A 24,977-nucleotide genomic window follows, 5' to 3' on the forward strand; every position below is an offset into this window, starting at 1 on the left:
AAGCCGCACGCCGGGCAGGGCGCGAGCGCGGGGCCGGGTCAGCTTCTGCGTACGCGGCGCAATTCGTCCAGCACCAGGCAGATCGCGCCGATGGTGATGGCGCTGTCGGCAATGTTGAAGGCCGGGAAATGCCAGTTGCGATAGTGAAAATCCAGGAAATCCACCACGTAGCCGTGCAGGCTGCGGTCTATCACGTTGCCGACCGCCCCGCCCAGGATGCAGGCCAGCGCAAACGAGAACAGCTTCTGGCCGGCATGCGACCTGAGCAGCCACACGATCAACAGCGCGGCTGCAATGCCGATGGCGGTGAAAAACCAGCGCTGCCATCCGGACGCGGAGGCCAGGAAGGAGAACGCCGCACCGGCGTTATGAACCCGCACGACATTGAAGAAGCTGGTCACGTAGGTGGCGTCACCCAGGCGGTAATAGCCCAGGATGAGGACCTTGGTGAACTGGTCGGCAATTAACAGAATCAGGGCCAGCCCCAGCCAGGGGAGCATGGAACCCGAAGTTTTTCCGAACGCCTTGGCCATCAGGCGTACTTCCGGTCTTCACCGGCGCCATACAGGTTGCTGGTGCAACGGCCGCAAATGGTCGGGTGCGCCGGGTCATGGCCGACGTCTTTGCGGTAGTGCCAGCAGCGCTCGCATTTGGTATCGGAACTGGCGGTAACCAGGGTTTTGATTGAGGATGATGCTATTAAATCAATAGTAGACGTGATGAAGACAAACTTCAGGTCATCGCCCAAAGAGGCCAGCAGTGCGTGGTCGTCGGCCGCCAGCTCCAGGGCCACATTGGCCTGCAAGGACGACCCCACCTTGCCGTCGGCGCGCAAAGCCTCAATGTCCTTGTTCACAGCATCGCGAATTTCACGGATGCGTGACCATTTGGCCAGCAGCGCGTCGTCCTGCGGCTTGAACTCCGCATAGGTCTCCAGGAAGATGGACTCGGATTGGCCGAACACCTTCCAGGCTTCCTCGGCGGTGAAACTCAGGAAGGGCGCCATCCAGCGCAGCATGGCATGGGTGATCTGGTGCAGTGCCGTTTGCGCGCTGCGGCGCGCCAGCGACTTGGGACCTGTCGTGTACAGCCGGTCTTTCAGGATGTCGAGGTAAAAAGAGCCCAGGTCTTCGCTGCAGTAGATCTGCAGCTTGGAGACGACGGGATGGAATTCATAGACCTCGTAGTGCGCCAGGATGTCGGCCTGCAGCTGCGCCGCGCGGCTCAGCGCATAGCGGTCGATTTCCAGCATCTGGTCAAACGGCACGGCGTCTTTGGCCGGGTCGAAGTCGCTGACGTTGGCCATCAAAAAGCGCAGCGTATTACGGATGCGGCGGTAGGCGTCGACCACGCGGGCCAGGATCTTGTCGTCGATGCCCAGGTCGCCCGAGTAGTCGGTGGAGGCGCACCACAGGCGGATGATCTCGGCGCCCAGCTTGTCACTGACTTCCTGCGGCACCACCACATTGCCTTCGCTCTTGCTCATCTTGCGGCCCTTGCCGTCCACGGTGAAGCCGTGGGTCAGCAGGCCCTTGTAGGGTGCGTGGTCGTACATCGCGCAGGCTGTGAGCAGCGATGAATGGAACCAGCCGCGGTGCTGGTCATGGCCTTCCAGGTACAAATCGGCGGGCCAGGTTGACTGGGCCGCGTGGCTGTGCCTGAGCACATGGTCGTGCGTGGTGCCCGAGTCAAACCAGACGTCGAGGATGTCGGTGCTCTTGATGTAATCCGGCGCATCGGCGCCGATGATGGATTCGGCGCTCGCCTTGCTCCAGGCCTCGATGCCGCCGGCCTCCACCATGCGGGCCGCCTGGTCCATGATCTCCATGGTGCGGGGGTGCAACTCGCCGGTGGCGGTGTGGATGAAGAAGGGCAGCGGCACCCCCCAATTGCGCTGGCGGCTGATGCACCAGTCGGGCCGGCCGGCAATCATGTCGCGCAGGCGGGTCTTGCCGTTTTCCGGGTAGAAGCTGGTTTCTTCGATGGCGGCCAGGGCCAGTTCGCGCAGGGTTTTTCCGGCCTTGTCCTTGGTGAAGACACCCACGCCTTCATCCATGCGCACAAACCACTGGGCTGCGGCGCGGTAGATCACCGGGGTCTTGTGGCGCCAGCAATGGGGGTAGCTGTGAACGATGTCGTGCGTGTCAAACAGGCGGCCATGCTCACGCAGCTTGTCGATGATCAGTGGCGCGGCCTTCCAGATGTTGAGGCCGCCGAAGAGCGGTAATTCGTCGACATAGCGGCCGTTGCCCTGCACCGGATTCAGGATGTCGTCGTAGGCGATGCCGTTGACCACGCAGGAGTTAAAGTCTTCCACGCCATAGGCAGGCGAGGAGTGCACGATACCCGTGCCGTCGTCCGCCGTCGCGTAGTCGGCCAGAAACACCGGGCTGAAGCGCTGGTAGCCCTGGTTCCCGTTGTCATCTTTTACGTCATACAGCGGATGCATGAACTTCAGCAGCGCCAGGTTTTTGCCCTGCGTGGTGGCCAGCACGGTGCCGGTGAGCTGGTAGCGCTCCAGGCATTTGTCGACCAGCGACGCGGCCAGCAGCAGGATGCCGCGCTGGGTGTCGACCAGCGCGTATTCCAGCTCGGGGTTGAGGTTGAGCGCCTGGTTGGAGGGGATGGTCCACGCCGTGGTGGTCCAGATCACCGCAAAGGCGTCCTTGGCCAGGCTTGGCAGGCCGAAGGCGGCGGCGAGTTTGTCGGGCTCGGCGCTTTTGAAGCCCACGTCCAGGGTCTGTGACTTCTTGTCGGCGTATTCGATTTCAAATTCAGCCAGCGAGGAGCCGCAGTCGAAACACCAGTACACCGGCTTCAGGCCGCGGTAGACAAAGCCGCGTTCCATGATGCGCTTGAGCGCACGGATTTCGTTGGCCTCGTTGGCATGGTCCATCGTGCGGTAGGGGTTGTCCCATTCACCCAGCACGCCCAGGCGCTTGAAGTCGGCCATCTGGCCGGCGATCTGCTCGGTGGCAAAGGCGCGGCACTTGGCCTGCACCTCGGCGCGGGCATCCAGGGGCGACGGGCCGCTCCCTAGCCCCTGGGCGGCCCCCTCGGGGGGCAGCGAGCCACGCGCAGCGGGGAGCGTGGGGGCCAGTTTTCGGCCATGTAATTTCTCGATGGCGTTTTCAATTGGCAGGCCGTGGCAGTCCCAGCCCGGCACATAGATGGCGTCCAGTCCCTTGAGCTGGCGCGCCTTGACGATCATGTCTTTCAGGACCTTGTTGACGGCGTGGCCGATGTGGATCTTGCCGTTGGCGTAGGGCGGGCCGTCATGCAGCACGAACTTCGGCGCACCGCAGCGTGCATCGCGCAGTTTCTTGTAAATGCCTTTGTCGTCCCATTCCTTCACCCAGCCGGCCTCGCGCTTGGGCAGGTCGCCGCGCATCGGAAAGGGGGTGTCGGGCAGGTTCAGGGTGCTGCGGTAATCGGTTTTGTTGTCAGGCATGGGTGTCGCTCGAAAAGGCTTCGACAGGCTCAGCCCGAACGGCTGTGTTGGGGGGAAGGGGAAGAGTAAAAGGCCGCTCGCCCTGAGCCTGTCGAAGGGCTGCGACCGGGGCGACGAGGTCGTCTAAATTCGGTCTCGCGTGGTCTGGCGGCTGGTTTCCGTGTGCATGGATGCCGAAAAAGCCTGGGCCAAAGATGCCTGGGCAAAGTACGCCCGTGCGTCTTCGCAGTCCCTGGCAATGCCCGCTTTCAGGCTGACCAGACCGTCGTATTTCAGTTCGTCGTGCAGTTTGTGTAGCAGTTCCACGCGGATGATTTTACCGTATGCCCCCTCCGCGCCCAGGTTCGCCGGCCATTCGAGGCAATAGGTTTCGAGCAGGACGCGTCCGCCATTGACGTCGCGCGGGTCCAGCGAAGGGCGTATGCCCAGGTTGGCCACCCCCGGCAATGGCTCGGCGGCCAGCCCATGCACATGCACCGCAAAAATCCCGCTGGCAGCCGGTTTCCAGTGGGAAAACCGCAGGTTGAGCGTGCGAAAACCCAGGTCGCGGCCCAGTTTTCGGCCGTGCACCACATGGCCCGAGATGCTGTACGGCCGGCCCAGCAGGCTGGCCACCCGGTCCATCCGGCCTTCTCCGAGTGCTTCCCGCACGGCAGAACTGGACACCCGGGTGCCATGCACCTCATAGCTGTTCATGCGGGCCACGTCAAAACCCAGGCGCTCGCCCGCCGCGTCCAGCATGGCGTAGTCGCCCGCGCGTTTGGCGCCAAAGCGGAAATCGTCGCCCACCAGCACGTATTTTGTCCCCAGGCCCTGCACCAGCACGTCCTGGATAAAGGCTTCGGGGGTTTGCGAGGACAGCCGGGCATTGAAAGGCAGCACCACGCACTGGTCAATGCCGCAGCGCGCCAGCTCGGTGAGCTTGTCGCGCAGCGTGGCAATGCGCGCGGGCGCAAGCTCGGGCTTGCGGGCGACGGCGGCGAAATAGTCGCGGGGATGGGGCTCAAAACTCATCACGCAACTGGGCACGCCGCGGTGCTGGGCCTCATTTTTAAGCAATGCCAGCATGGCCTGGTGGCCCCGGTGCACGCCATCGAAATTGCCGATGGTCAAGGCGCAGCCGGGCGCCAGTTCGGGATGGTGGTAACCACGGAAGACTTTCATGGGGTGATTATCGTTTCCATAGCGCCGGAGCCCGGTTGGACGTGGCCTGAACGTGGTTAATGGGGGATTTGAACCTCATTGTCATGATTTCACTGTATATTGATACACGGTTGGTCCGATTTCGTGTTTCCATGTTCATGGAGGTTCGTTTTGAAGGTCTTGAAGCTCTCAGCCCAGGGGTTGCCACAGTCGTGGATCAGCCTAGAGGAAGCCGTGTTGCATTACGCGGCGGACGAAGTGCGCTGGGAGATGGGCGCGCGGGTCGCCACCTTTCATGGCGGTCACAACGCCATCACCGGAATTCAGTCGGTCATCTCCATCAACAGCATCATTGGCACCAAGGGCGTGCCCAACATCAATCCGTTTGACCTCAAACCCGGACTGACCAACAGCAAGCTGTTTGCGCGGGACCGCAATGTGTGCGCTTACTGCGGCGGGCATTTCCACGAGGAAGACCTGACGCGCGAGCACATCATTCCTTTCGCCCAGAACGGCATCGACACCTGGATGAATGTGGTGACGGCCTGCCGCGCCTGCAACCACCGCAAAAGCAGCCGCACACCCGAGCAGGCCCACATGCCGCTGATCTACACCCCCTATGTGCCCAGCCTGTGGGAGGATTTCATCCTGCGCAACCGCCGCATCCTGGCGGACCAGATGGAGTTCCTGATGGCGCACATCCCCAAAACGTCACGCCTGCACGCGTGACGATCTGAGGCTTTCACGCCTGCATACCTGCACGCTCCAGGCGGTCCGCGCCTGTTCCTTCATCCTTCATCCTTCAGGCAAACACGCCGGCCGTCTCCTGCATCCGGCTTGACACCTCGCCCAGGTGGTGCAACGTGTCGCCAAACGTCATCTCCAGCTGGGTCAGTTTCTTGAAGTAATGGCTGACGATATATTCGTCGGTCACGCCGATGCCGCCATGCAGCTGCACGGCCTGCTGGCCGACAAAACGCATGGAGACGCCCAGCTGGTACTTGGCGCGGGCCAACGCCCGGCGGCGTTCGTCCGTCGGCGCATTGAGCTTGAGCGAGGCGTAGTAGCTCATGGAGCGCGCCAGCTCCAGCTGCATCTTCATGTCGGCCACGCGGTGGCGCAGTGCCTGGAAGCTGCTGATGGCCACGCCAAACTGCTTGCGCGTGTTCATGTACTCGACCGTGACAGCTAGCGTTTTGTCCATCACGCCCACCGCTTCGGCGCAGGTGGCGGCAATGCCGATGTCGATGGCGTGCGAGAGCGCGGTGAGGCCTTCCAGCGTGACCAGGCTGGCCGGCGCATTTGTGAGCGTCACCTCCGCGGCGCGCGCGCCGTCCTGGGTGCTGTAACCGCGGGTGGCAACACCTGTTGCGGTGCGCTCCACCAGAAACAGCGCCAGCTTGCCGCTGGCCATGGCTGGCACAAGGAAGGCGTCGGCCAGGTCACCCGCCGGTACTATGCTTTTGACTGCTGTCAGCGACCAGGCGTCGCCGCTTGCAACTGCTGTTGCTTCGCATTGTTCCAACCGGTAGCGGGCAGCCCGTTCCTGATAAGCCAGCGCCACCAGGCTTGCGCCCGAGGCAATGTTCGGCAGCCAGGCGGCCTTGACGGCATCGGGTGCGTAGCCGGAGAGCACAGCGCTGGTGACCAGGGTCTGGGCCAAGGGCTCCAGCACCATGCCGCGCCCCAGCTCTTCCATGACCACCATGCCTTCCACCGGCCCCATGCCCATGCCACCGCCGTTCTCGGGGATGTACAGGCCTGTCAGACCCAGTTCGGCCAGCTGGCCATAGGCCTCGCGTGAGAAACCGCCGGCTTTTTCAATGCTGCGCCTGCGTTCGAAGTCGTAGCCTTTGTCCACCCATTTGCGAACTGCGTCGCGCAGTTGTTCCTGGTCATCGGTGAAATCGAAATCCATAGTGCTTTCCTTTAAACCAGCCTTTAAACCAGCATTAACCCAAGACGACTTGTGAAACGATGTTTCGCTGGACCTCGTTGGAGCCGCCGTAAATCGTGGTTTTGCGCATATTGAAATAGGTGGACGCCAGCGGCGCATTGGCCAGCACGCCGCCCGGGAAGTTGCCCTGCCAGCCGGCTTCCATGGCCTCTTCGATGAAAGGCAGGCTGAACGGGCCGGCGGCCAGCATCATCAGCTCGCTGTAACGCTGCTGGATCTCGCTGCCGCGGATCTTGAGCAGCCCGGCGATGTCCAGCGAGTTCTTGCCGGATTTTTCAGCGGACAGCACGCGCAGCACCAGCATTTCCAGCGCCACCACATCCACTTCAAGCTTGGCGATCTCGTCGCGAAACCGCATGTCGTCATAAACGTTTTCCGCTTTGGCGATGCGCTTGAGTCGTTCCAGTTCGCGCTTGGCGCGGTTGACGTCGGCAATGTTGGTGCGCTCGTGGCTGAGCAGGTGCTTGGCGTAGGTCCAGCCCTTGTTTTCCTCGCCGATCAGGTTTTCCGCGGGCACTTCCACGTTGTCAAACCAGACCTCGTTGACTTCGCTTTCGCCATCGAGCAGCTTGATGGGGCGCACTGTGACGCCGGGCGACTTCATGTCGATCAGCAAAAAGGAGATGCCGGTTTGCGGTTTGCCGGAGGTAGAGGTGCGCACCAGGCAGAAAATCCATTCGCCGTACTGGCCCAGCGTGGTCCAGGTTTTCTGGCCATTGACGATGTATTTGTCGCCCTGCCGTTCGGCCCGGCATTTGACCGACGCAAGATCGGAGCCGGAGCCTGGCTCACTGTAGCCCTGGCTCCACCAGACGTCGCCGCTGGCGATGCCCGGCAGAAAGCGCTTTTGCTGCTCGGCGTTGCCGAAGGCCATGATGACGGGAGCGACCATCACTGGGCCAAAGGGCACGACACGTGGCGCGCCGGCCAGTGCGCATTCTTCTTCAAACAGGTGCTTTTGCACGGCGTTCCAGCCCGGGCCGCCAAATTCCTTGGGCCAACCGTGACCCAGCCAGCCTTTTTTGCCCAGGATTTTGGCCCAGCGCTGCATGTCGTCACGCGACAGGCGCAGGGCGTTGTGTACCTTGTGCGAAATATCAGCCGGCAGGCTGGCATGAACCCAGGCGCGTATTTCTTCGCGAAATGCCTGCTCTTCAGGGGTGAAAGCTAAATCCATACATGTCTCCGTCGATTTCCACGGTTTTAGCACGAATGTGCTTTTTGACCTGTCAAAACGGGGACAAACCGGCCTAATTTGGCGAATGATCGTGGGCGTCATCCGGTGTTTCAGGCAGTGCAATGCCCAGTTGCTCGCTGATGTTCAGGACATGGCTGCGCAGTTGCGCGTTGTCTGCCTTGAGCCGGGCCAGCTTGTTTTCAAGGGCGGTCACGCGGGCCAGAAGGCCTTCGGCCTCAGCGGTCGTGGGTGCGCTGGCCATCAGGGCCTGGATGTCGGGCTCGCCGCACAGCAGGTGAACCCAGCGTTGTTCGCGGGCGCCTGCTGCGCGGGGCAGTTTTTGCACCGTGGCCTGGCCACCGTCCTCGCCGCGCTGTTGTAGCTCAAGCAACACCGTTTCCACCGCTGCCGAGTCGGCAAACCGGTACCAGCGCTCGCCATTGGTGCGCAGCTCGGCGGCGGTTTGCGGGCCGCGCAGCATCAGCAGGCCCATCACCATGGCCTGGGGCTCGTTGACCCCTGCGGCGCGCTGAAAGTTGTGTTCAAAGCGAGGCACGCGGCTGGAGCTGCCCTCAAAGACCAGACTTTGTGCTTTCAGGCTGTCAATGGCGGCGCGCGCTTCATCGTCATTCACCTCCATCAAGGGGTCGCGGCTGGTTTTCTGGTTGCAGCCCGACACGAGTGCGTTCAGGCTCAGGGGGTAACTGTCGGGCACGGTGCGGGCTTTTTCCATGAGTGTGCCCAGCACGCGGGCTTCAATCGGGGTCAGGGTTCTGATGGTCATAAACTAGGGTGATATTTGAAAGAGGCACCAGAAGGTGATAAGAAACAATATGGGAAGCAGTCCAAAGAACATCGTTATTTTGATCTCTGGCACGGGCTCCAACATGGTGGCCATCGCGAATGCAGCGCAAAAAGAGCGGTGGCAGGAAACACTGCATGCCCGCGTGGCCTGCGTCATCAGCAACAAGCCGGCTGCCGCGGGGCTGGCCACCGCGGCCGGGCTGGGCATTGCGACGCAGGTGATTGATCACAAGCAATTTGACTCACGCGATGCGTTTGACGCAGCGCTGCAGCGCGCCATCGACAGCTACCAGCCCGCACTGGTGGTGCTGGCCGGCTTCATGCGCATATTGACGCCCGCTTTTGTGGCGCATTACGCCGGTCGGCTGGTCAATATTCATCCGTCCCTGCTGCCCGCCTTCACCGGCCTCAATACCCATCAACGGGCCATCGATGCGGGCTGCAAGGTGGCCGGTGCCACGGTGCACCTGGTCACGGCCGATCTTGACCACGGCCCCATCCTGGCCCAGGCGGTGGTGCCCATTCTTGCGGGAGACAGCGCGAACACGCTGGCCGCCCGTGTGCTGAGCCAGGAGCACCTGATCTATCCGCGGGCAATCCGCGAATTGCTGGACAGGCCGCTGACTGATGGTCGCTGACCACTGATCGCTGATCGCTGACCCGGCACCGCGCCATGAACCCGGTGCGGCGTTCTCCTTCTGTCCGGCGGATTCACCGCTTGCGGTGTTGCCGTCCAAATCTGCTGGCTCCATCTCACCTGGCGGCCCCTTGCTTCAGGGTAAACACTATTCAAACCCGCTTGCGGTTGCGTGAAAAGCTACTTATTATTCTCCAAGTTACTTAAAAGTAGGTTTTTAGCCAGAACCTTCAAATAACCAGGAGACATGGTGAAAGTTGCAGCAGTTCCTTCTTTGCTGGAAGTTGAAGATATCACTCTGACCTTCGGTGGCGTCAAGGCGCTGCGCGGCGTCGGGTTCAGCGTGAAAGCCGACTCCATCACGTCGGTGATTGGCCCGAACGGTGCCGGCAAGACCTCTGTGTTCAACACCATTTCCGGCTTTTATCGCCCCAGCGCTGGCAGCATCCGCTTCGCAGGGCAGTCGCTTGACGGCATGGCACCGCCCAGGCGGGCCGCGCTGGGTCTGGCACGCAGCTTCCAGAACATCGCGCTGTTTCGCGGCATGACGGTGCTCGACAACATCAAGCTCGGCCGCCATTGCCACCTCAAGACCGGGCCCTTGCAGGCGCTGTTTTACAGCCCTGCCGCACGGCGCGAAGAGCAGGAGCTTCGCCGCGAAATCGAGGACCGCATCATCGACTTCCTGGAAATCGACCACATTCGCAAGGCGCCGGTATCAGCGCTGTCGTATGGCCTGCAAAAGCGCGTCGAACTCGCGCGCGCCCTGGCCATGAAGCCCAAGCTGCTGCTGCTCGATGAACCTGTCGCCGGCATGAACCGCGAGGAAACCGAAGACATGGCGCGTTTTATCCTGGAGGTGCGGCGCGAGTGGGGCGTAACGGTGCTGATGGTCGAGCACGACATGGGCATGGTGATGGACCTGTCGGACCATGTGGTGGTGCTGAACTTTGGCCAGGTAATTGCCGACGGCACGCCGGCCGAAGTGCAGGCCAACCCGGAGGTCATCAAGGCCTATCTGGGCTCGGGCAACATCGAAGCGCTGCGCGCAAGATTCCAGCAAGCCGCGCAGGCCGGCAAGCGGGCAGGCATGGACAAGGACGAGAGGCTTGCAGCATGAACATCGACTGGTGGCTGCTGTTCGAAATCAGCCTGGCCGGACTAGGCACCGGTGGCCTGTATGCGCTGACGGGCCTGGCTTTCGTGATGATCTACAAGGCCACGCGGGTGGTGAACATCGCCATCGGCGAAATGCTGATGATCAGCGCCTACATTTTCTTTGCGTTTTCGGCGGGCATGGGCTTGCCGATCTGGCTGGCGATACCCGGCGCGCTGCTGGTATCGGGCGCGTTTGGCGCGCTGGTAGAGCGCACCATGATCCGGCCCATGCTGGGTGAATCGCCAATTTCCTCCTTCATGGTCACGGTCGGCCTCTCGTCGATTCTGGTCGGGCTGGTCGAGCTGATCTGGACCGCCGACCAGCAGCGCCTGCCTGAATTTTTGCCGTCCAAACCGATCGAGATTGGCGAGGCTTTTGTGTCGCCCAAGATCTTCTACGGCTTCTGGATTGCCGTGCTGTTGATCGTGGTGGTGCTGCTGGTGTTTCGCTTCTGGCGCGGCGGCGTGGCGCTGCGGGCCACGGCGTCGGACCAGGCTGCGGCGTACTCCATGGGCATCAACGTGCCGCGCGTGTTTTCGCTGGCGTGGGTGGCTGCGGCCATGATCGCGGGCGTCGCCGGCATCGTGGTGGGATCGATCGGTGGCATCTCATCCGCCATGGGCGTGTTCGGCCTGTCGGTGCTGGTGGTGGTGATCTTCGGCGGGCTCGACAGTGTGCTCGGCGCACTGGTGGGCGGCATTCTGGTGGGCCTGGTCGAGGCCTTAACCGGCTTCTATTTGGGCGGTGAATACAAAATTCTGGCCACCTTCAGCCTGCTGGTATTGATTCTGATGGTCAGGCCCTACGGCCTGTTCGGCACCCACGAAATTGAGAGGCTCTGATGCGCATTGGTTCTGCCAAAGAAAGCTACGCGGGCGACACCGCCCTGTTCGACAGCACCACCCAGCGCGTCTGGATGGGTGTACTCGCTCTGACCTTGTGTGCCTTCCCCTTTGTCGCCAGCGAATACTGGCTCTACCTTGCGTGCCTGGTGGCCATCAACATCGCCAGCACCAGTGGGCTCAATATCCTGACCGGCTACACCGGCCTCGTGAGCCTGGGACAGGCCGCCTTCATGGGGCTGGGTGCCTACACGGTGGCGATTTTGCAGATCCGCTTTGGCCTGCCTTTTGTGGTCAACCTGCTGGCCGGTGGCTGCGTCGCCATGCTCGCCGGTGTGCTGGTCGGTTTGCCGTCGCTGCGCGTGAAAGGCCTGTACCTGGCGATTGCCACCATTGCGGCGGGTGTCATCGCGCATTTCATCTTCTCGCATTTCAGCAGTTTGACCGGTGGCAGCAGCGGCTTGACGGTGCCACCAGCGCGATTTTTTGGCATCGAGCTGGACAACTCCTTCAAGCTGTACTGGGTGATCGTGCCGGTCATGGGGCTGATGCTGCTGGGCGCCGTCAACCTGTTTCGCACCCGCATCGGCCGTGCTTTCATCGCCATCCGTGACCGCGATATTTCGGCCGAGGTGCTGGGCATCTCGCTGCTGCGCTACAAGCTGTTGTCGTTTGCGATCTCGTCGTTTTACGCCGGCGTGGCCGGGGGCCTGTTTGCCTACTTCTTCCGCGCAGTCTCGCCCGAGAGTTTTCCGCTGCTGATGTCGATCTTTTTCCTCGCCGCCGTCATCGTCGGCGGCATGGGCAGCATCTTGGGCAGCATTCTCGGTGCGGTGTTCATGACGCTGGTGCCCGAGTTGCTCAAGCTCATCGTGGGCTGGCTGCCCCTGGCGTCTTTTGGCGGAAATGCCGCGCTGATTCTGTCGCCCGTTCGCACCATCGTGTTCGGTTTGATGATCGTGCTGTTCCTGATCTTCGAGCCGCATGGCCTGGCGGAGGTGTGGCGACGCATCCGCCGGCTGTTTCACCTGTGGCCCTTCCGTACCTGAACCTGCATTTAAATCAACCAGGAGACAACCATGAAAAGCTTCCGCAGAACAATTTGCCTGGCGACGCTCGCCGCCGCCGCCTTGGCCATAGCGCCCGCCGCGCTGGCACAAAAGACGCCTCCGAAAACAGCACCGCAAGAAGACATCGTGTTGGGCGGCTCTATACCGCTGACGGGCGTGTTCGCCTTTGCGGGCATAGGCATCGACCAGGGCATCAAGGATTACCTGACCATTCTCAACGAGGGTGGCGGCATCAAAGGCCGCAAGGTGCGCTACGTGCCCGAGGACACCGGCTACAAGGTTGACCAGTCGATGGCGGCATTCAAGAAAATTACCAGCCAGAACAAGGTCAGCCTTTACTACGCCGACTCCACCGCGTTTGTCAAAACCGTCAACCCCGAACTGGAGCGCAACCAGAACATCCTGATGACCGGCGCCTCGTTCGCCAAGGAAATCAGTGACGCGCAGAAGTACCCGCTGCAGTTCATGGTGGGCCCCAATTACAGCGAGATGGTCGGCATCCTGCTGCAGTACATCGCCAAGACCAAACCCGGCGCCAAGGTCGCGCTTGTGTACTCGGACACCGAGTTCGGCCGCGACCCGGTCGACGCCGCACGGACCGAGGCCAAGAAACTGGGCCTGAACCTGGTCAGCGAAATCGTCACGCCGCCGAGCAGCGTGGACGTGTCGGCCGAGGTCATCAAGCTGCGCCGCGCGGACCCCGACTACACCATCTTTCACGGCTACGTCTCGGCACCAATTCCTGAATTCATCAACCAGGCCAAGGCCCTGAATCTCAAGACCGCGTTCATGGGCACCTTCTGGAGCATGGACAACTCGACCGTCATGCGCATGGGCGCGAATGTCGATGGTTTTCTGGGCGTCATGCCTTACCGTTACTACTACGACACCGAAGGCAAAGCGCCGATGCTGGAGCGCATCCGCAAGATGCGCCCCGAGTACCAGAGCACAGGCTACATGCAGGGCTTCCTGAGCGCCATGCTGCTGACCGAGGCTGCCAAACGCACGTTGGACGCGGGCAATGAGCTGACCGGCAAGAACATGAAAACCGCGCTCAGCTCGATCCGCAATTTCGACACCGGCGGCGTCATTGGCGTGCCCTTGTCGATCAAGGGCAACTCCATTCCCGTGGGCCGCATCTACCGGGCCGACTTCAAGCAGCAGAAGATGGTGCCGGCCTCCGAGTGGATCAGTCTGCAGTAATAAATGACCACACCATGATGGAAAAAACCGTGGCAATCGACAGCAACGCCATTCTGGAAGTCAACAACATCGAGGTCGTCTACAACAAGGCGATTCAGGTGTTGCGCGGTCTGTCACTGGCAGTTCCACGTGGGCAAATCGTGGCCTTGCTCGGCAGCAATGGCGCAGGCAAGTCCACCACACTGAAAGCCATTTCCAGCCTGCTGGCGCTGCAGGATGGGGAAATGACGCGCGGCGACATCCGCTTTGACAGCCAGGACACGCGCGGCATCGCGCCGCACGCGCTGGTTCGTGCCGGCGTCTTCCATGTGATGGAAGGCCGGCATGTATTTGAAGACCTCACCATCGAAGAAAACCTGGTGGCAGCCACCTATGCACTGACCGGGAAACGTGCGGGCAAGGCTGATTTCGACAAGGTGTACGACTACTTTCCGCGCCTGCATGAACGCCGGCGCAGCCTGGCGGGTTACCTCTCTGGCGGTGAGCAGCAGATGCTGGCGATTGGCCGGGCGCTGATTGCCGAGCCCAAGCTGATGCTGCTGGACGAGCCCTCGCTGGGCCTGTCGCCGGTGCTGGTGGAGACCATTTTCGAGATCATCGCCCGCATCAATGCGGAGCGCGGCGTCTCCATGCTGCTGGTGGAACAAAACGCGTCCATCGCACTGGCGGTGGCGCACTACGGCTACATCATGGAAACCGGCAAGGTGGTGATCGACAACAGCGCAGAGAAACTCGCCGCCGACCCCGATGTGCGCGAGTTTTACCTCGGCGTTGGCAGCGAGGGCGGCGCCAGGAGCTTCAAGGATCTCAAGCATTACAAGCGCCGCAAGCGCTGGCTGTCATAAGCCCCCAGCACCGCACCAAACCACCGGACCTTCTTTCATGACTGAGATGACCTACACACTGACACTGCCCCAGATGCTGCGTGAGCAGGCACAGCGCCGCACCGCTTCAGTGGCGATCCGCCAGAAGGAACACGGCATCTGGAAGCCGCTGACCTGGGGCCACTACTTTCAGCGCGCACAACAGGTGGGCCTGGGTTTGCGTGCTGCGGGCTTGTCAGAGGGTGGCCATGTGGGCGTGCTGTCCGAGAACCGTGTCGAGTGGGTGCTGACCCAGTTAGGCGCGGGTCTGGTCGGGGGCGTCACGGTGGGCGTCTACCCGACCAGCCCGACCAACGAGATTGCCTATGTACTGGCCCACGCGGATGCCGAGGTGGTGATCTGCGAAGACCAGGAACAGTCTGACAAGGTGCTTGACGCACGCGACCTGCTGCCCCGGCTCAGGAAAATTGTGATGATTGAACGGAAAGGGCTGGCAGAGACGAAGGCGCGCGCACCCGCGCTGGTGATGGGCTTTGAGGAGCTCGAAGCGCTCGGCGTGGCGTCCCTGGATGCTTCGCATATTGAGTCAGTGCTGGCCCATCAACAACTTCAAGACACCGCACTCATCATCTACACCTCGGGCTCTACCGGCAAACCCAAAGGCGCAATGATCAGTTACGGCAACATCGCGGCCATGGCGCCGGGCGTGATTGAACGACTGGGCCTGACCGCGCAGACCTCGCACCTGTCCTACCTGCCGCTGTGCCATGTGGCCGAGCAGATGCTGACTGCCTTTGTGCCGCTGTACCTGGGCTCACGCGTGGATTTTGGTGAATCAATCCGCACCGTGCAGGAAGACCTGCGCGAAGTCGCGCCCACCATGTTTCTGGGCGTACCGCGCATCTGGGAAAAGCTGCACTCAGCCATCTCCATCAAGATGCATGAGTCGGGCGGGCTGCGCCAACGTTTGTTCGATGCAGGCCTGCGCGCATGTGCGCCGTTCGCACACAAGGCGGCGCACCAGCGCTCATTGGGCGAAAAGCTGTGCTTTGCCTTTTATTACAGCCTGATCTTCCGGGCCCTGCAGAACTTCATCGGCCTGCGCCAGGCCCGCGTGGCGCTGACCGGTGCCGCACCGGTCTCGCCGGCCATTGTGCAGTTCTTTCGCACGCTGGGCGTGCCGCTGGTCGAGGTCTATGGCATGACGGAATCCAGCGGCATGGTGCTGGGCCAACGGAACGACCAGGTGGTTTTTGGCACCGTCGGCGTGCCGACCCTGGGCGTTGAGCACCGGCTCTCAAGCCAGGGTGAACTGCAGATTCGTGGCGGCGTGGTGTTCAAGGGCTATTACAAAAACGCAGAGGCCACCGCATCCAGCATTGTGGACGGCTGGCTGCACACCGGCGACGTCGTCGAAGAAAGGGGCGGCTCGCTGCGCATCGTCGACCGGCTCAAGGACATCATGATCACCGCCGGCGGCAAGAACCTGACGCCGTCGGAAATCGAAAACACCATGAAGGGCAGCCTGTTCATCAAGGAATGCGTGATCGTCGCCGACGCGCGCAAGTTCGTCGGTGCGCTGATCCAGATCGACTACGACGCCGTGGCGCAATGGGCGGAGTCGCGCAACGTGACCTTTACGCATTTCCGCTCGCTGGTTGAAACGGCCGAGGTGCGTGAACTGGTTCAAGCCGAAGTGGACAAGGGCAACGCCCTGCTGGCCGAAGTGTCACGTATCCGGCGCTTTCATTTGCTGACCAAGGAGCTGGACCACGATGACGGTGAAGTTACGGCGACCATGAAGGTGCGCCGGGCCAGCATCTACAAAACCTATGCGGCCGAAATTGAGGCGCTGTACCGCTGAACGCTACGCAAACTCCATCTCGCCACGGCATCCCGCTCCACCCTACCCCACAGGAATTGAAATATCTTGACTGCTCGAAAGCTCGTCTCCCCCTGGGCCCCCACTACCGAACGCGAGAAGGTTCGCACAGACAAGCGCGAGGCGGTGCTGCGCATGGCAGCACAGGTGTTCAACGAAAAAGGCTACCAGGCCAGCACGCTGGACGAGGTCGCCGAGCGGCTGCATGTCACCAAGCCGACGCTGTACTACTACGTCAAGAGCAAGGACGAAATTCTTTACGAATGCGTGCGTATTGGCCTCACGATGCTGCAGGACGCGATCACGGAGGTGGGTGCCTCCGGTGGCAGCGCGATGGACAAGCTGGTGGCCGCCATGCACAAATACACCGAGATCGTGACCATGGACTTTGGCATGTGCCTGATCCGCGTGGGCGAAGACCCGCTGCCACCGGAAAGCCAGCGCAAGCTAAGGCGCATGAAGGCCGCAATCGACAAAGAGTTCCGTGAACTGATCCGGCTTGGCATCGAGGAAGGCTCCATCGCGCCCTGTGACCCCAAGATCGCCGCCTTCACGCTGGCAGGCGCGCTGAGCTGGATTGGACGCTGGTACCGGTCCGATGGGGCCTTGAGCCCAGACGACATCGCGCAGCAATGCATCGCTTTGCTGGCCAATGGCCTGTGCAGCGGCAAAACCAAACCCCTTCTGCGCAAACGCCCGGCCGAACCGGCGCCGGCATTGCCCGTACCCCTTGAACCCGCACCGGCCACCGCAGCACGACGCCGCGCCAGCCCGCGCACAGCCCGGTGATTCCAGGTGATTCTGAACGCACCCCAGGAGACCGTCATGACCCATCCAGCCCGCAGAGCCGACACCTTGTTCCACGATGTGTGGCTGCCCGACGAGACGCGCCGGATTCGCGCTGAGGTGCGTGAATTCGCCCAAGACGTGCTGCGCCCGGTTGCGCACCGCTTGAACACCACACCTGAATCCAAAGAGGCGTTTCCGCGCGAGCAGTTTGAGGCCATGGCGCGCGCGGGGCTTTACACGATTCCCTTTCCGGCAGATGTAGGCGGCCGGGGGCTCGAATTTCCCACACTGGCGACCCTCACCGTGCTGGAAGAGCTGGCCTATTACAGTCGGGGGCTGGCCTCTGCCCTCTATGACGGGCAGGCCATTCTGGTCGGCAAAACGCTTGAAAAAGCACCGGCCGCGCTTCGCAACAAATACCTGCCGGCGCTGATACGCGGCGAGTTTGTCGGCTCGTTCGCCACCAGCGAGCCGGAGGCCAGCACCGACTTGTCAGTGACGTCCATGCAAACCACGGCGACCCAGGTAGCCGGCGGCTGGCGCATCAATGGCCGCAAACGCTGGATCACCAACTCCCCGGTGGCCGACTGGATTGTGGTGCTGTGCCGCAGCGGTGAGCGCCTCACCATGCTGATGGCCGACATGCGCGCCGAGGGGGTGTCGGTGGGCAAGCCCGATCTCAAGATGGGCAACCACCTGCAGCTGACGGCCGACGTGGTGTTTGAGAACGTGTTCGTGCCGGACGACCATGTCGTCGGCACCGAAGGTGGCGGCCTGCGCGTAGCGCTGGGCGCGCTGGCGCTCGGACGCATGGGGATAGGCGCGATCGGTGTGGCCATGGCGCAGGCAGCGTTCGACCATGCGGCCGACTACATGTGCAAGCGCAAGGTGTTCGGCCGGGAACTCGCGCGCATGCAGCACTGGCAGTACCTGTTTGCCGAGCATGCAGTGGGCCTGGAGCAGGCGCGCAGCCTCTACCAGAAGGCGGGCTACCGCTACGACGTGGAAGGCAGCGCCGAGGTCGAGGCAGCCATGGCCAAGCTGGTGGGCAGCCGGCTGGCGGTCGACGTGGCACGTGATGCGATTCAGGTCTGTGGTGCCTATGGCTTTGTACGCGAGTTGTCGGCCACGGGCGAGTTGATGCCCTTGGAGTCGATCTACCGCGACGCCAAGATTGGCGAGATTTACGAAGGTGCGAACGAGATCCAGAAATGGGTGATTGCACGCAACATCTTTGGCCGCGCTTACACGGGTTAATTAAGCGCTTGATGACCCGACTCAGCACAACAGAAAGTACCTCATGAGCGCTTCAAATTCAAACCCGGTGATCTTGACATGCGAAGGCGGCATGGCGACGATGACCTTTAACCGCCCCTCGGCCATGAACGCACTGGACGTGCCGACGGCCAGCGCATTTCTGGCGGCTTGCCAGTCGCTGGCGGACGACCCGCAGCTGCGGGTGGTTGTCATCCGAGGCGAAGGCCGCGCCTTTGGCGTGGGCGGCGACCTGGCCGCGCTGCAGCACGACTCTGCGGCGACGGCACACGATCTGATCGGCCGCTTGCACGAGGCGGTCGTGCTGCTGGCCGGACTCAATGCCCCCGTGATTGCCAGCCTGCACGGCGTGGTCGCGGGGGGCTCCTTGAGCCTCTCCATGGCCTGCGACCTGGTCATCGCAGCCGACAGTACGCGCTTTAACCTCGCCTATGCGAATGTCGGTGCCAGCTGTGACGTATCAGGCTCCTGGAGCCTGCCGCGGCTGGTGGGGCTGCGCAACGCGATGCAGATTGCTCTGCTGTCGGAAACTTTTGACGCGGCCGAAGCGCTGCGTCTGGGCCTGGTCAACCGCGTGGTACCCGCTGACAAGTTGCAGGAAGAAACCGTGGCCTTGGCCCGGCGGCTGGCTGCCGGGCCTACCCTGGCCTACGGCCGCATGAAGCGGCTGATGCGCCAGTCCTTCGAGACCGACTTGCCCACGCAGCTCGACGCTGAACGCGAAAATTTCAAGGCCAGCACGCAGACGGAAGATTTCAAGGAAGCCGCGAAGGCCTTCTTTGCCAAACGGCCAGCCGTTTTCAAGGGCCACTAGCCCGCGTCATTTCAACCCTTTAAGGCAAACCATGAAGAACCGAATCACTGAATTGCTCGGCATCCGCTACCCCATCATTCAGGGCGGCATGCAATGGGTGGGACGCGCCGAGCTGGCATCGGCCGTCTCAAACGCGGGCGGTCTGGGCGTATTGACGGGCTTGACCCAGCCCACGCCTGAGGCGCTGGCGGCCGAGATTGCACGCTGCCGCAGCATGACCGACAAGCCTTTCGGCGTGAACCTGACGATCCTGCCCTCGGCCAATCCGCCGCCTTACGAAGACTACCTTGATGCCGTCATCAACAGCGGTGTGAAGATTCTGGAAACCGCCGGCAACAATCCGAGGGAATTCATCCTGAAGGCCAAAGCCGCGGGAATCAAGATCGTTCACAAATGCACCTCCGTGCGGCACGCCCTGTCGGCCGAGCGCAATGGTGTCGATGCCGTGTCCATCGACGGCTTTGAATGCGCGGGCCATCCGGGTGAAGACGACGTGGGTGGGCTGGTGCTGTTTGCGGCCGCTGCCGACCAAGTGAAGATTCCGCTGGTCGCCTCGGGCGGCATTGCCGATGGTCGCGGCATGGCGGCGGCGCTGGCATTGGGCGCTGAAGGCATCAACATGGGCACCCGGTTTTGCGCGACGCAGGAGGCACCCATCCATGAGCACATCAAGCAGGCGCTGATCCATGCAGGCGAACGCGACACGCAACTGATCTTCAGGACGCTGCACAACACCGGCCGGGTACTCAAGAACGCCATTTCAAGCGAGGTGGTGGCGCTGGAGCGGCAGCCCGGTGGCTGCGAGTTCAATGACATCCACCATCTGGTGGCGGGCGCGCGTGGGCGAGCCGCCCTGGAAAGTGGCGACGTGGATGACGGGCTGGTATGGGCCAGCCAGGTGGTGGGGCTGATCCATGACATCCCGACTTGCGCGGAATTGATGGCACGCATGGTCGCTGACTGCCGTGTGGCACTCGATCGCGGGCGCACGATGTTCACCGCTTGATTTCACGCGACCGGTCCGCACTATTCAGGAGATAAGCATGGCACGAGATGTTTTTGTCGCCGGGGTCGGCATGATCCCTTTCGCCAAGCCAGGCGCGAGCCAGTCCTACGACGTGATGGGCGCGCAGGCCATTCGGGCCGCACTGCAAGACGCGCATCTCGACTACCACGAGGTGCAGCAGGTATATGCCGGTTATGTCTATGGCGACTCGTGCAGCGGGCAACGTTCAGCCTATGCTGTCGGCATGTCCGGTGTGCCGGTGTTCAACGTCAACAACAATTGCTCGACCGGCTCGACCGCGCTCTTTCTGGCACGCCAGGCGGTGGCCTCGGGCAGCGTGGATTGTGCGCTGGCGGTCGGTTTCGAGCAGATGAATCCCGGCGCCCTGGGCTCGGTGTACGACGACCGCCCCACGCCCTTTGACCGCTTCGAGGCAGAGGCCGATGCGCTGCTGCAGGTCGAGGGCGTGCCGCTGGCGCTGCGTTATTTTGGCGGGGCCGGCCTCGCCCACATGCAGCAATACGGCACGAAGCTGAGCACCTTCGCGAAAATCCGCGCCAAGGCCAGCCGTCACGCGGCCAATAACCCGCTCGCGCTGTTCAGGCAGGTCCTTACCGAAGAAGACGTGCTCAATGCGCCGGTGATGTGGCCGGGTGTGATGACCCGTCTGATGGCCTGCCCGCCCACCTGTGGCGGCGCCGCGGCTGTCGTGTGCAGTGACGCGTTCGCGCAGCGCCATGGCCTGGACCGGTCGGTGCGCATCAGGGCCCAGGCCATGACCACTGACCGCTCTTCCACGTTTGATGCGCACGACATGCGCCAGCTGGTCGGCGTGGACATGACGCGGGATGCGGCGCGGCAGGTGTATGCGCAGGCGGGTGTCGGCCCGCAGGACATCCAGGTGGTGGAGTTGCATGACTGCTTTGCCCACAACGAACTGCTGACGTATGAGGCGCTGGACCTGTGCACCGATGGCGGCGCGGAGAAGTTTGTGCTGGATGGCGACAACACCTATGGCGGACGCTTTGTCACCAACCCCTCCGGCGGTCTGCTCTCCAAAGGGCATCCGCTCGGCGCGACGGGCCTGGCCCAATGCACCGAACTGGTCCAGCAGCTGCGTGGCAATGCCGACAAGCGGCAGGTCGCCGGCGCCCGCCTGGCGCTGCAGCACAACCTCGGTCTCGGCGGCGCCTGTGTCGTCACGCTCTACGAACGGGTCTAGCACCACGTAGCTGCATGACTTCAGACGGGCGCCAATGCCGGCCGTGAATGCTGGGTTGAGGTCAATTGAACCCGGCAGGCGGCCAGCGCCGCCTTGCCGAACCCCTCACGCTGGGTGCGGGTTCAAGCCTTCAGCAGATGCCGTGCGGCGTTGACGATGCTTTGCGCATTGACACCAAAAAATTCGCGCAAGGCGGCCCGCGTGTCGCTGCGGCCGAAGCCGTCGGTGCCCAGCGTCAGGTAGGCGCGGCCTTCGGGCAGGAAAGCGCGAACGCTTTCGGGCACGGCACGCACGTAGTCGGTGGCGGCAATGATGGGCCCCTGGCTGGCGTGCAGTTGCCGGGTAATGAATGCTTCACTCTGCGCGTCTTTGGGCGTGGTGTGGCCATTGAGCATCCGCTGCTGGCAAGCCGCGCCATCGCGTGCGAGCTCGCTCCAGCTGGTCACGCTGTAAACGGTGGCATGAATGCCCTCGTCTGCCAGTTGCTGCGCCGCCTTGATCACCTCGGTCAGGATGGCCCCCGAACCCATCAGCGTCACCTGTTGTGGCTTCCTGGCTGATTTTCCTTCGCTTGTCGGACCTTGATAGCTATTGAATTGATAGCATCCGCGAATGATGTCCGCCTCCGAGCCTGGCCGCAGGTCGGGCTGGGCGTAGTTCTCGTTCATCATCGTGACGTAGTAAAACACGTCTTTTTGCTCCACCATCATTTCGCGCATGCCCTGGTCGATGATGACGGCCAGCTCGCAGGCAAAGGTCGGGTCATAGGCCTTGCAGTTGGGAATGGTGGCGGCGATCAAGTGGCTGGAGCCGTCCTGGTGCTGCAACCCCTCGCCACCCAGCGTGGTGCGGCCTGAAGTGGCGCCCAGCAGGAAGCCGCGCGCCCGCTGGTCGGCCGCGGCCCAGATCTGGTCGCCGACGCGCTGAAAGCCGAACATCGAGTAATAGATATAAAACGGCAGCATGGCCAGGCCATGGACGCTGTAGCTGGTGGCCGCGGCCGTCCAACTGGCCATGGCGCCGGCTTCGCTGATGCCTTCTTCCAGGATTTGCCCGTCGAGCGCTTCGCGGTAGCTCAGCACCGAGCCGATGTCTTCGGGTGCGTAGCGTTGCCCCACACTGGAGTAAATGCCCACCTGCTTGAACAGGTTGGCCATGCCGAAGGTACGCGCTTCGTCCGCCACGATGGGCACGATCTTCGGGCCCAGGGCCGGGTCCTTCAGCAGGCTGCCCAGCATGCGCACAAAGGCCATGGTGGTGCTCATCTCCTTGGCTGCAGCACCCAGGGCAAACTGGGCGTAACTTGGCAAGGCCGGTACCGGAATCACCTCGGCCGTGGTGTCGCGTTTGGGCAGGTAGCCACCCAGGGCCGCACGCTGCGCGTGCATGTAGCGCATCTCGGGGCTGTCATCGGCGGGTTTGTAAAACGCGATGTGTTTGGCCTGCTCGTCGGTCAAGGGCAAATTGAAGCGGTTGCGAAACTCCAGCAGATCGGTCTCGTCAAATTTCTTTTGCGAATGCGTGGTCATCTTGCCCTGGCCGGCGCTACCCATGCCATAGCCTTTTTTGGTGTGCGCCAGGATCACCGTGGGTTGGCCTTTGTGGTTGGCCGCCGCTGCATAGGCCGCATGGATTTTCACCAGGTCGTGGCCGCCGCGCTTGAGGCGGTCAATCTGTTCGTCGGTCATGCCCTGGGCCAGCCGGGCCAGTTCTTCGTTTTGTCCGAAGAAGTTGTCGCGGTTAAAGCGGCCGTCCTTGGCGGCAAAGGTCTGCATCTGGCCATCCACCGTGTGGGCAAAGGCCTGCGTCAGCGCGCCGGTCAGGTCGCGCGCAAACAGGCCGTCCCAGTCGCTGCCCCAGACCAGCTTGATGACGTTCCAGCCGGCGCCGGCAAAGAGTTTTTCCAGCTCGTCGATGATGCGGCCGTTGCCGCGCACCGGGCCGTCGAGCCGCTGCAGGTTGCAGTTGACAACCCAGACCAGGTTGTCCAGCCCTTCGCGCGCCGCCAGGGTGAGGGCGCTCATGGACTCGGGCTCGTCCATCTCGCCGTCGCCGAACACGCCCCAGACCTTGCGGCTGCTGCAGTCGAGCAGCCGCCGGTGCGTGAGGTAGCGCATGAAGCGCGCGTGGTAGATCGAGCTGATCGGGCCTATGCCCATGGAGCCTGTCGGGAACTGCCAGAACCCGGGCATCAGGTAGGGGTGCGGATAGCTGGACAGGCCTTGCGCACCCTGGCCGGGTGCGGTGAGTTCCTGGCGGTAAAAGCTCAAGTCCTTTTCAGTGAGCCGGCCTTCCAGGTAGGCGCGCGCATACACACCGGGCGCGCTGTGCGGCTGGAAGAACACCAGGTCGCCGCGATGCTGGCCTTCACCCAGGCCCTCGCGCGCATGAAAGAAGTGGTTAAAGCCGGTTTCAAACAGATCGGCGGCGCTGGCATAGCTGGCAATGTGGCCACCCAGTTCGCTGGAGCCGCCCAGCTCGGCCTGATTGGCGCGCACCACCATGGCCAGCGCGTTCCAGCGCATCAGCGAAGCCAGCCGCTCCTCCAGCGCCAGATCGCCGGGGAAGACCGGCTGCTCGTTCACGCCGATGGTGTTCATGTAGGGCGTGGACAGCTCGGGCTGCCAGCCGATGCGGCGGTTGCGGGCAACACGGCTCAGCTCGTCCAGCATGTGCCGCGCGCGGGCCGGGCCCTGCGTGGCTGCCAGGGCTTCAAACGCCTCGCGCCACTCCGCGGTTTCCTGCGGGTCAGGGTCTGGCGTGAAAGCGTCGGCGGTTTGCATCAGGAGATGGTGGGGTGTGGAATCGTTCATGGCAAATCCACTGTACGCATCTTCCCGCAAAAGGTGTTGCCTAAATATCGGGATAAATGCGTAACCAGCGGCATAAAATTCTGCAATTGACTAAATTTACAGACTATGCAGCTTGATAACCTTGATTTGAAGATTCTTGACGAGCTTCAGCGCGATGGCTCGCTGTCCAACGTGGAGCTGGCCCGGCGCGTGCATTTAAGTCCTTCGCCGTGCCTGGCCCGCGTCAAGGCGCTGGAGGCCGCCAAGGTCATTGACCGCTACGTGGCCATTGCCAATGCGCAGGCGCTGGGCCTGGGGCTGAGTGTGTTCATCTCCATCAGTCTGCGTTCGCAAAACAAGGAGGCGCTGGGCGAGTTTGAGCGGCGCATTGCCGAGCATGACGAAGTGATGGAGTGCTATTTGATGACCGGCGACAGCGACTACCTGATCCGCGTGGCGGTGGCCGACATCGGGGCGCTGGAGAAATTCATTCTGGAGCAGCTCACGCCGATTCCCGGTATCGAAAAAATCCGCTCCAGTTTTGCGCTCAAGCAGGTACGCTACAAGACGGCGCTGCCGTTGCCGCGGGTTGTCTAGCTTGATGTGAATTTGGATTTGGTTGGCTTTGCTGAGGGTTGCTGGCCGGGGGTAGCCCGGCGGCTACTCACTTTTCTTTTGCTTCGTGTATAGACCGGGGACATAGGTGACAGGTGTGCGGGGACATGGTGGACACTTTCCGGCGAATTTGCCGGAGGATCACCATGCCTTGGAAAGCACAAGACACCATGAGTCTGAAACAGGAATTTGTCGCACTGGCTACGAAAGATGGAGCGAATCGCCGTGAGCTGTGCCGGCGCTTCGGGATCAGCCCGCAGACGGGCTACAAATGGCTGCAGCGCTATGCCACCGAAGGCGGAGCCGGGCTTGCAG

22 protein-coding genes are annotated in these 24,977 nt (G+C 62.2%); 15 read left to right on the top strand and 7 right to left on the bottom strand.

Annotated features, from left to right (window positions below; all coding sequences use genetic code 11):
* Positions 1-38 precede the first annotated feature (38 nt).
* The 3 genes from lspA to AC1DUR_RS21710 form a co-directional block, all read right to left on the bottom strand.
* Positions 39-533: a signal peptidase II gene (gene lspA / locus AC1DUR_RS21700; RefSeq protein ID WP_477718241.1), complete on the bottom strand. Its 495-nt coding sequence runs from the start codon at positions 531-533 to the stop codon at positions 39-41.
* Entirely contained in the window at positions 533-3,451 is a 2,919-nt protein-coding gene (gene ileS / locus AC1DUR_RS21705; protein WP_477718240.1) for an isoleucine--tRNA ligase, read from the bottom strand. The genes lspA and ileS overlap by 1 nt, the downstream gene beginning before the upstream one ends.
* 123 nt (positions 3,452-3,574) lie before the next feature.
* Positions 3,575-4,615, bottom strand: coding sequence for a bifunctional riboflavin kinase/FAD synthetase (locus AC1DUR_RS21710; RefSeq protein ID WP_477718239.1), 1,041 nt, complete (start codon positions 4,613-4,615; stop codon positions 3,575-3,577).
* Positions 4,616-4,765: 150 nt separating this feature from the next.
* On the opposite strand from AC1DUR_RS21710, the gene AC1DUR_RS21715 reads away from it, so the two are divergent.
* Complete coding sequence (locus tag AC1DUR_RS21715; protein ID WP_477718238.1) at positions 4,766-5,323, top strand: HNH endonuclease; 558 nt, start codon at positions 4,766-4,768, stop codon at positions 5,321-5,323.
* Positions 5,324-5,396: 73 nt separating this feature from the next.
* Here AC1DUR_RS21715 and AC1DUR_RS21720 read toward each other — a convergent pair whose 3' ends face one another.
* The 3 genes from AC1DUR_RS21720 to AC1DUR_RS21730 all read right to left on the bottom strand — a co-directional run bounded on the left by AC1DUR_RS21720 (position 5,397) and on the right by AC1DUR_RS21730 (position 8,512).
* Entirely contained in the window at positions 5,397-6,512 is a 1,116-nt protein-coding gene (locus AC1DUR_RS21720) for an acyl-CoA dehydrogenase family protein (protein ID WP_477718237.1), read from the bottom strand.
* Positions 6,513-6,546: 34 nt separating this feature from the next.
* Positions 6,547-7,728: an acyl-CoA dehydrogenase family protein gene (locus tag AC1DUR_RS21725; RefSeq protein WP_477718236.1), complete on the bottom strand. Its 1,182-nt coding sequence runs from the start codon at positions 7,726-7,728 to the stop codon at positions 6,547-6,549.
* A 73-nt stretch (positions 7,729-7,801) separates the two neighbouring features.
* On the bottom strand, positions 7,802-8,512 hold the full coding sequence (locus AC1DUR_RS21730; protein ID WP_477718235.1) for a YceH family protein: 711 nt from the start codon (positions 8,510-8,512) through the stop codon (positions 7,802-7,804).
* 49 nt (positions 8,513-8,561) lie between these two features.
* Here AC1DUR_RS21730 and purN point away from each other — a divergent pair, with 49 nt between their 5' ends.
* The 12 genes from purN (at position 8,562) to AC1DUR_RS21790 (ending at position 21,255) form a co-directional block, all read left to right on the top strand.
* Entirely contained in the window at positions 8,562-9,170 is a 609-nt protein-coding gene (purN, locus tag AC1DUR_RS21735) for a phosphoribosylglycinamide formyltransferase (protein WP_477718234.1), read from the top strand.
* 246 nt (positions 9,171-9,416) lie between these two features.
* Complete coding sequence (locus AC1DUR_RS21740; protein ID WP_477718233.1) at positions 9,417-10,289, top strand: ABC transporter ATP-binding protein; 873 nt, start codon at positions 9,417-9,419, stop codon at positions 10,287-10,289.
* Complete coding sequence (locus AC1DUR_RS21745; protein ID WP_477718232.1) at positions 10,286-11,170, top strand: branched-chain amino acid ABC transporter permease; 885 nt, start codon at positions 10,286-10,288, stop codon at positions 11,168-11,170. Before AC1DUR_RS21740 ends, AC1DUR_RS21745 begins: the two co-directional genes overlap by 4 nt.
* A complete protein-coding gene (locus AC1DUR_RS21750; RefSeq protein WP_477718231.1) occupies positions 11,170-12,219 on the top strand; it encodes a branched-chain amino acid ABC transporter permease in 1,050 nt (349 codons plus the stop codon). Before AC1DUR_RS21745 ends, AC1DUR_RS21750 begins: the two co-directional genes overlap by 1 nt.
* A 30-nt stretch (positions 12,220-12,249) precedes the next feature.
* Complete coding sequence (locus tag AC1DUR_RS21755; protein ID WP_011484727.1) at positions 12,250-13,443, top strand: ABC transporter substrate-binding protein; 1,194 nt, start codon at positions 12,250-12,252, stop codon at positions 13,441-13,443.
* Between the two features lie 14 nt (positions 13,444-13,457).
* Positions 13,458-14,288 carry an ABC transporter ATP-binding protein gene (locus AC1DUR_RS21760; protein WP_011484726.1) on the top strand — a complete coding sequence of 277 codons (831 nt, stop codon included), beginning with the start codon at positions 13,458-13,460 and terminating at the stop codon, positions 14,286-14,288.
* Between the two features lie 37 nt (positions 14,289-14,325).
* Positions 14,326-16,131: an AMP-dependent synthetase/ligase gene (locus AC1DUR_RS21765; protein WP_477718230.1), complete on the top strand. Its 1,806-nt coding sequence runs from the start codon at positions 14,326-14,328 to the stop codon at positions 16,129-16,131.
* A 66-nt stretch (positions 16,132-16,197) separates the two neighbouring features.
* Entirely contained in the window at positions 16,198-16,938 is a 741-nt protein-coding gene (locus AC1DUR_RS21770) for a TetR-type transcription factor C-terminal domain-containing protein (protein ID WP_477718229.1), read from the top strand.
* Between the two features lie 36 nt (positions 16,939-16,974).
* Positions 16,975-18,195 carry an acyl-CoA dehydrogenase family protein gene (locus tag AC1DUR_RS21775; protein WP_477718228.1) on the top strand — a complete coding sequence of 407 codons (1,221 nt, stop codon included), beginning with the start codon at positions 16,975-16,977 and terminating at the stop codon, positions 18,193-18,195.
* Positions 18,196-18,238: 43 nt separating this feature from the next.
* Positions 18,239-19,027, top strand: a complete 789-nt coding sequence (locus tag AC1DUR_RS21780; RefSeq protein ID WP_477718227.1) for an enoyl-CoA hydratase/isomerase family protein — start codon at positions 18,239-18,241, stop codon at positions 19,025-19,027.
* A 31-nt stretch (positions 19,028-19,058) separates the two neighbouring features.
* Positions 19,059-20,033 (top strand): NAD(P)H-dependent flavin oxidoreductase, encoded by a 975-nt coding sequence (locus AC1DUR_RS21785; protein WP_477718226.1) that lies wholly within the window; start codon positions 19,059-19,061, stop codon positions 20,031-20,033.
* Between the two features lie 37 nt (positions 20,034-20,070).
* On the top strand, positions 20,071-21,255 hold the full coding sequence (locus AC1DUR_RS21790; protein ID WP_477718225.1) for a lipid-transfer protein: 1,185 nt from the start codon (positions 20,071-20,073) through the stop codon (positions 21,253-21,255).
* 122 nt (positions 21,256-21,377) lie between these two features.
* Here AC1DUR_RS21790 and mdeB read toward each other — a convergent pair whose 3' ends face one another.
* The gene (gene mdeB, locus AC1DUR_RS21795) at positions 21,378-24,068 is read right to left on the bottom strand and encodes an alpha-ketoglutarate dehydrogenase (protein WP_477718224.1); all 2,691 of its coding nucleotides are present in this window, start codon (positions 24,066-24,068) and stop codon (positions 21,378-21,380) included.
* A gap of 105 nt (positions 24,069-24,173) precedes the next feature.
* Here mdeB and AC1DUR_RS21800 point away from each other — a divergent pair, with 105 nt between their 5' ends.
* The gene (locus AC1DUR_RS21800; protein WP_477718223.1) at positions 24,174-24,644 is read left to right on the top strand and encodes an Lrp/AsnC family transcriptional regulator; all 471 of its coding nucleotides are present in this window, start codon (positions 24,174-24,176) and stop codon (positions 24,642-24,644) included.
* A gap of 164 nt (positions 24,645-24,808) precedes the next feature.
* The coding region (locus AC1DUR_RS21805; protein ID WP_477722151.1) for a helix-turn-helix domain-containing protein at positions 24,809-24,977 on the top strand (169 nt) is incomplete at its 3' end.

It is taken from the genome of Polaromonas sp. P4_F4 (assembly GCF_056401355.1).

Coding starts and splice junctions, on each gene's coding strand:
- purN (WP_477718234.1), top strand. CDS start 8,562: ATGGGAAGCAGTCCAAAGAACATCGTTATTTTGATCTCTGGCACGGGC.
- AC1DUR_RS21710 (WP_477718239.1), bottom strand. CDS start 4,615: ATGAAAGTCTTCCGTGGTTACCACCATCCCGAACTGGCGCCCGGCTGC.
- lspA (WP_477718241.1), bottom strand. CDS start 533: ATGGCCAAGGCGTTCGGAAAAACTTCGGGTTCCATGCTCCCCTGGCTG.
- AC1DUR_RS21785 (WP_477718226.1), top strand. CDS start 19,059: ATGAAGAACCGAATCACTGAATTGCTCGGCATCCGCTACCCCATCATT.
- AC1DUR_RS21775 (WP_477718228.1), top strand. CDS start 16,975: ATGACCCATCCAGCCCGCAGAGCCGACACCTTGTTCCACGATGTGTGG.
- AC1DUR_RS21740 (WP_477718233.1), top strand. CDS start 9,417: ATGGTGAAAGTTGCAGCAGTTCCTTCTTTGCTGGAAGTTGAAGATATC.
- AC1DUR_RS21745 (WP_477718232.1), top strand. CDS start 10,286: ATGAACATCGACTGGTGGCTGCTGTTCGAAATCAGCCTGGCCGGACTA.
- AC1DUR_RS21800 (WP_477718223.1), top strand. CDS start 24,174: ATGCAGCTTGATAACCTTGATTTGAAGATTCTTGACGAGCTTCAGCGC.
- AC1DUR_RS21755 (WP_011484727.1), top strand. CDS start 12,250: ATGAAAAGCTTCCGCAGAACAATTTGCCTGGCGACGCTCGCCGCCGCC.
- ileS (WP_477718240.1), bottom strand. CDS start 3,451: ATGCCTGACAACAAAACCGATTACCGCAGCACCCTGAACCTGCCCGAC.
- AC1DUR_RS21765 (WP_477718230.1), top strand. CDS start 14,326: ATGACTGAGATGACCTACACACTGACACTGCCCCAGATGCTGCGTGAG.
- AC1DUR_RS21720 (WP_477718237.1), bottom strand. CDS start 6,512: ATGGATTTCGATTTCACCGATGACCAGGAACAACTGCGCGACGCAGTT.
- AC1DUR_RS21725 (WP_477718236.1), bottom strand. CDS start 7,728: ATGGATTTAGCTTTCACCCCTGAAGAGCAGGCATTTCGCGAAGAAATA.
- AC1DUR_RS21790 (WP_477718225.1), top strand. CDS start 20,071: ATGGCACGAGATGTTTTTGTCGCCGGGGTCGGCATGATCCCTTTCGCC.
- mdeB (WP_477718224.1), bottom strand. CDS start 24,068: ATGAACGATTCCACACCCCACCATCTCCTGATGCAAACCGCCGACGCT.
- AC1DUR_RS21760 (WP_011484726.1), top strand. CDS start 13,458: ATGATGGAAAAAACCGTGGCAATCGACAGCAACGCCATTCTGGAAGTC.
- AC1DUR_RS21750 (WP_477718231.1), top strand. CDS start 11,170: ATGCGCATTGGTTCTGCCAAAGAAAGCTACGCGGGCGACACCGCCCTG.
- AC1DUR_RS21780 (WP_477718227.1), top strand. CDS start 18,239: ATGAGCGCTTCAAATTCAAACCCGGTGATCTTGACATGCGAAGGCGGC.
- AC1DUR_RS21730 (WP_477718235.1), bottom strand. CDS start 8,512: ATGACCATCAGAACCCTGACCCCGATTGAAGCCCGCGTGCTGGGCACA.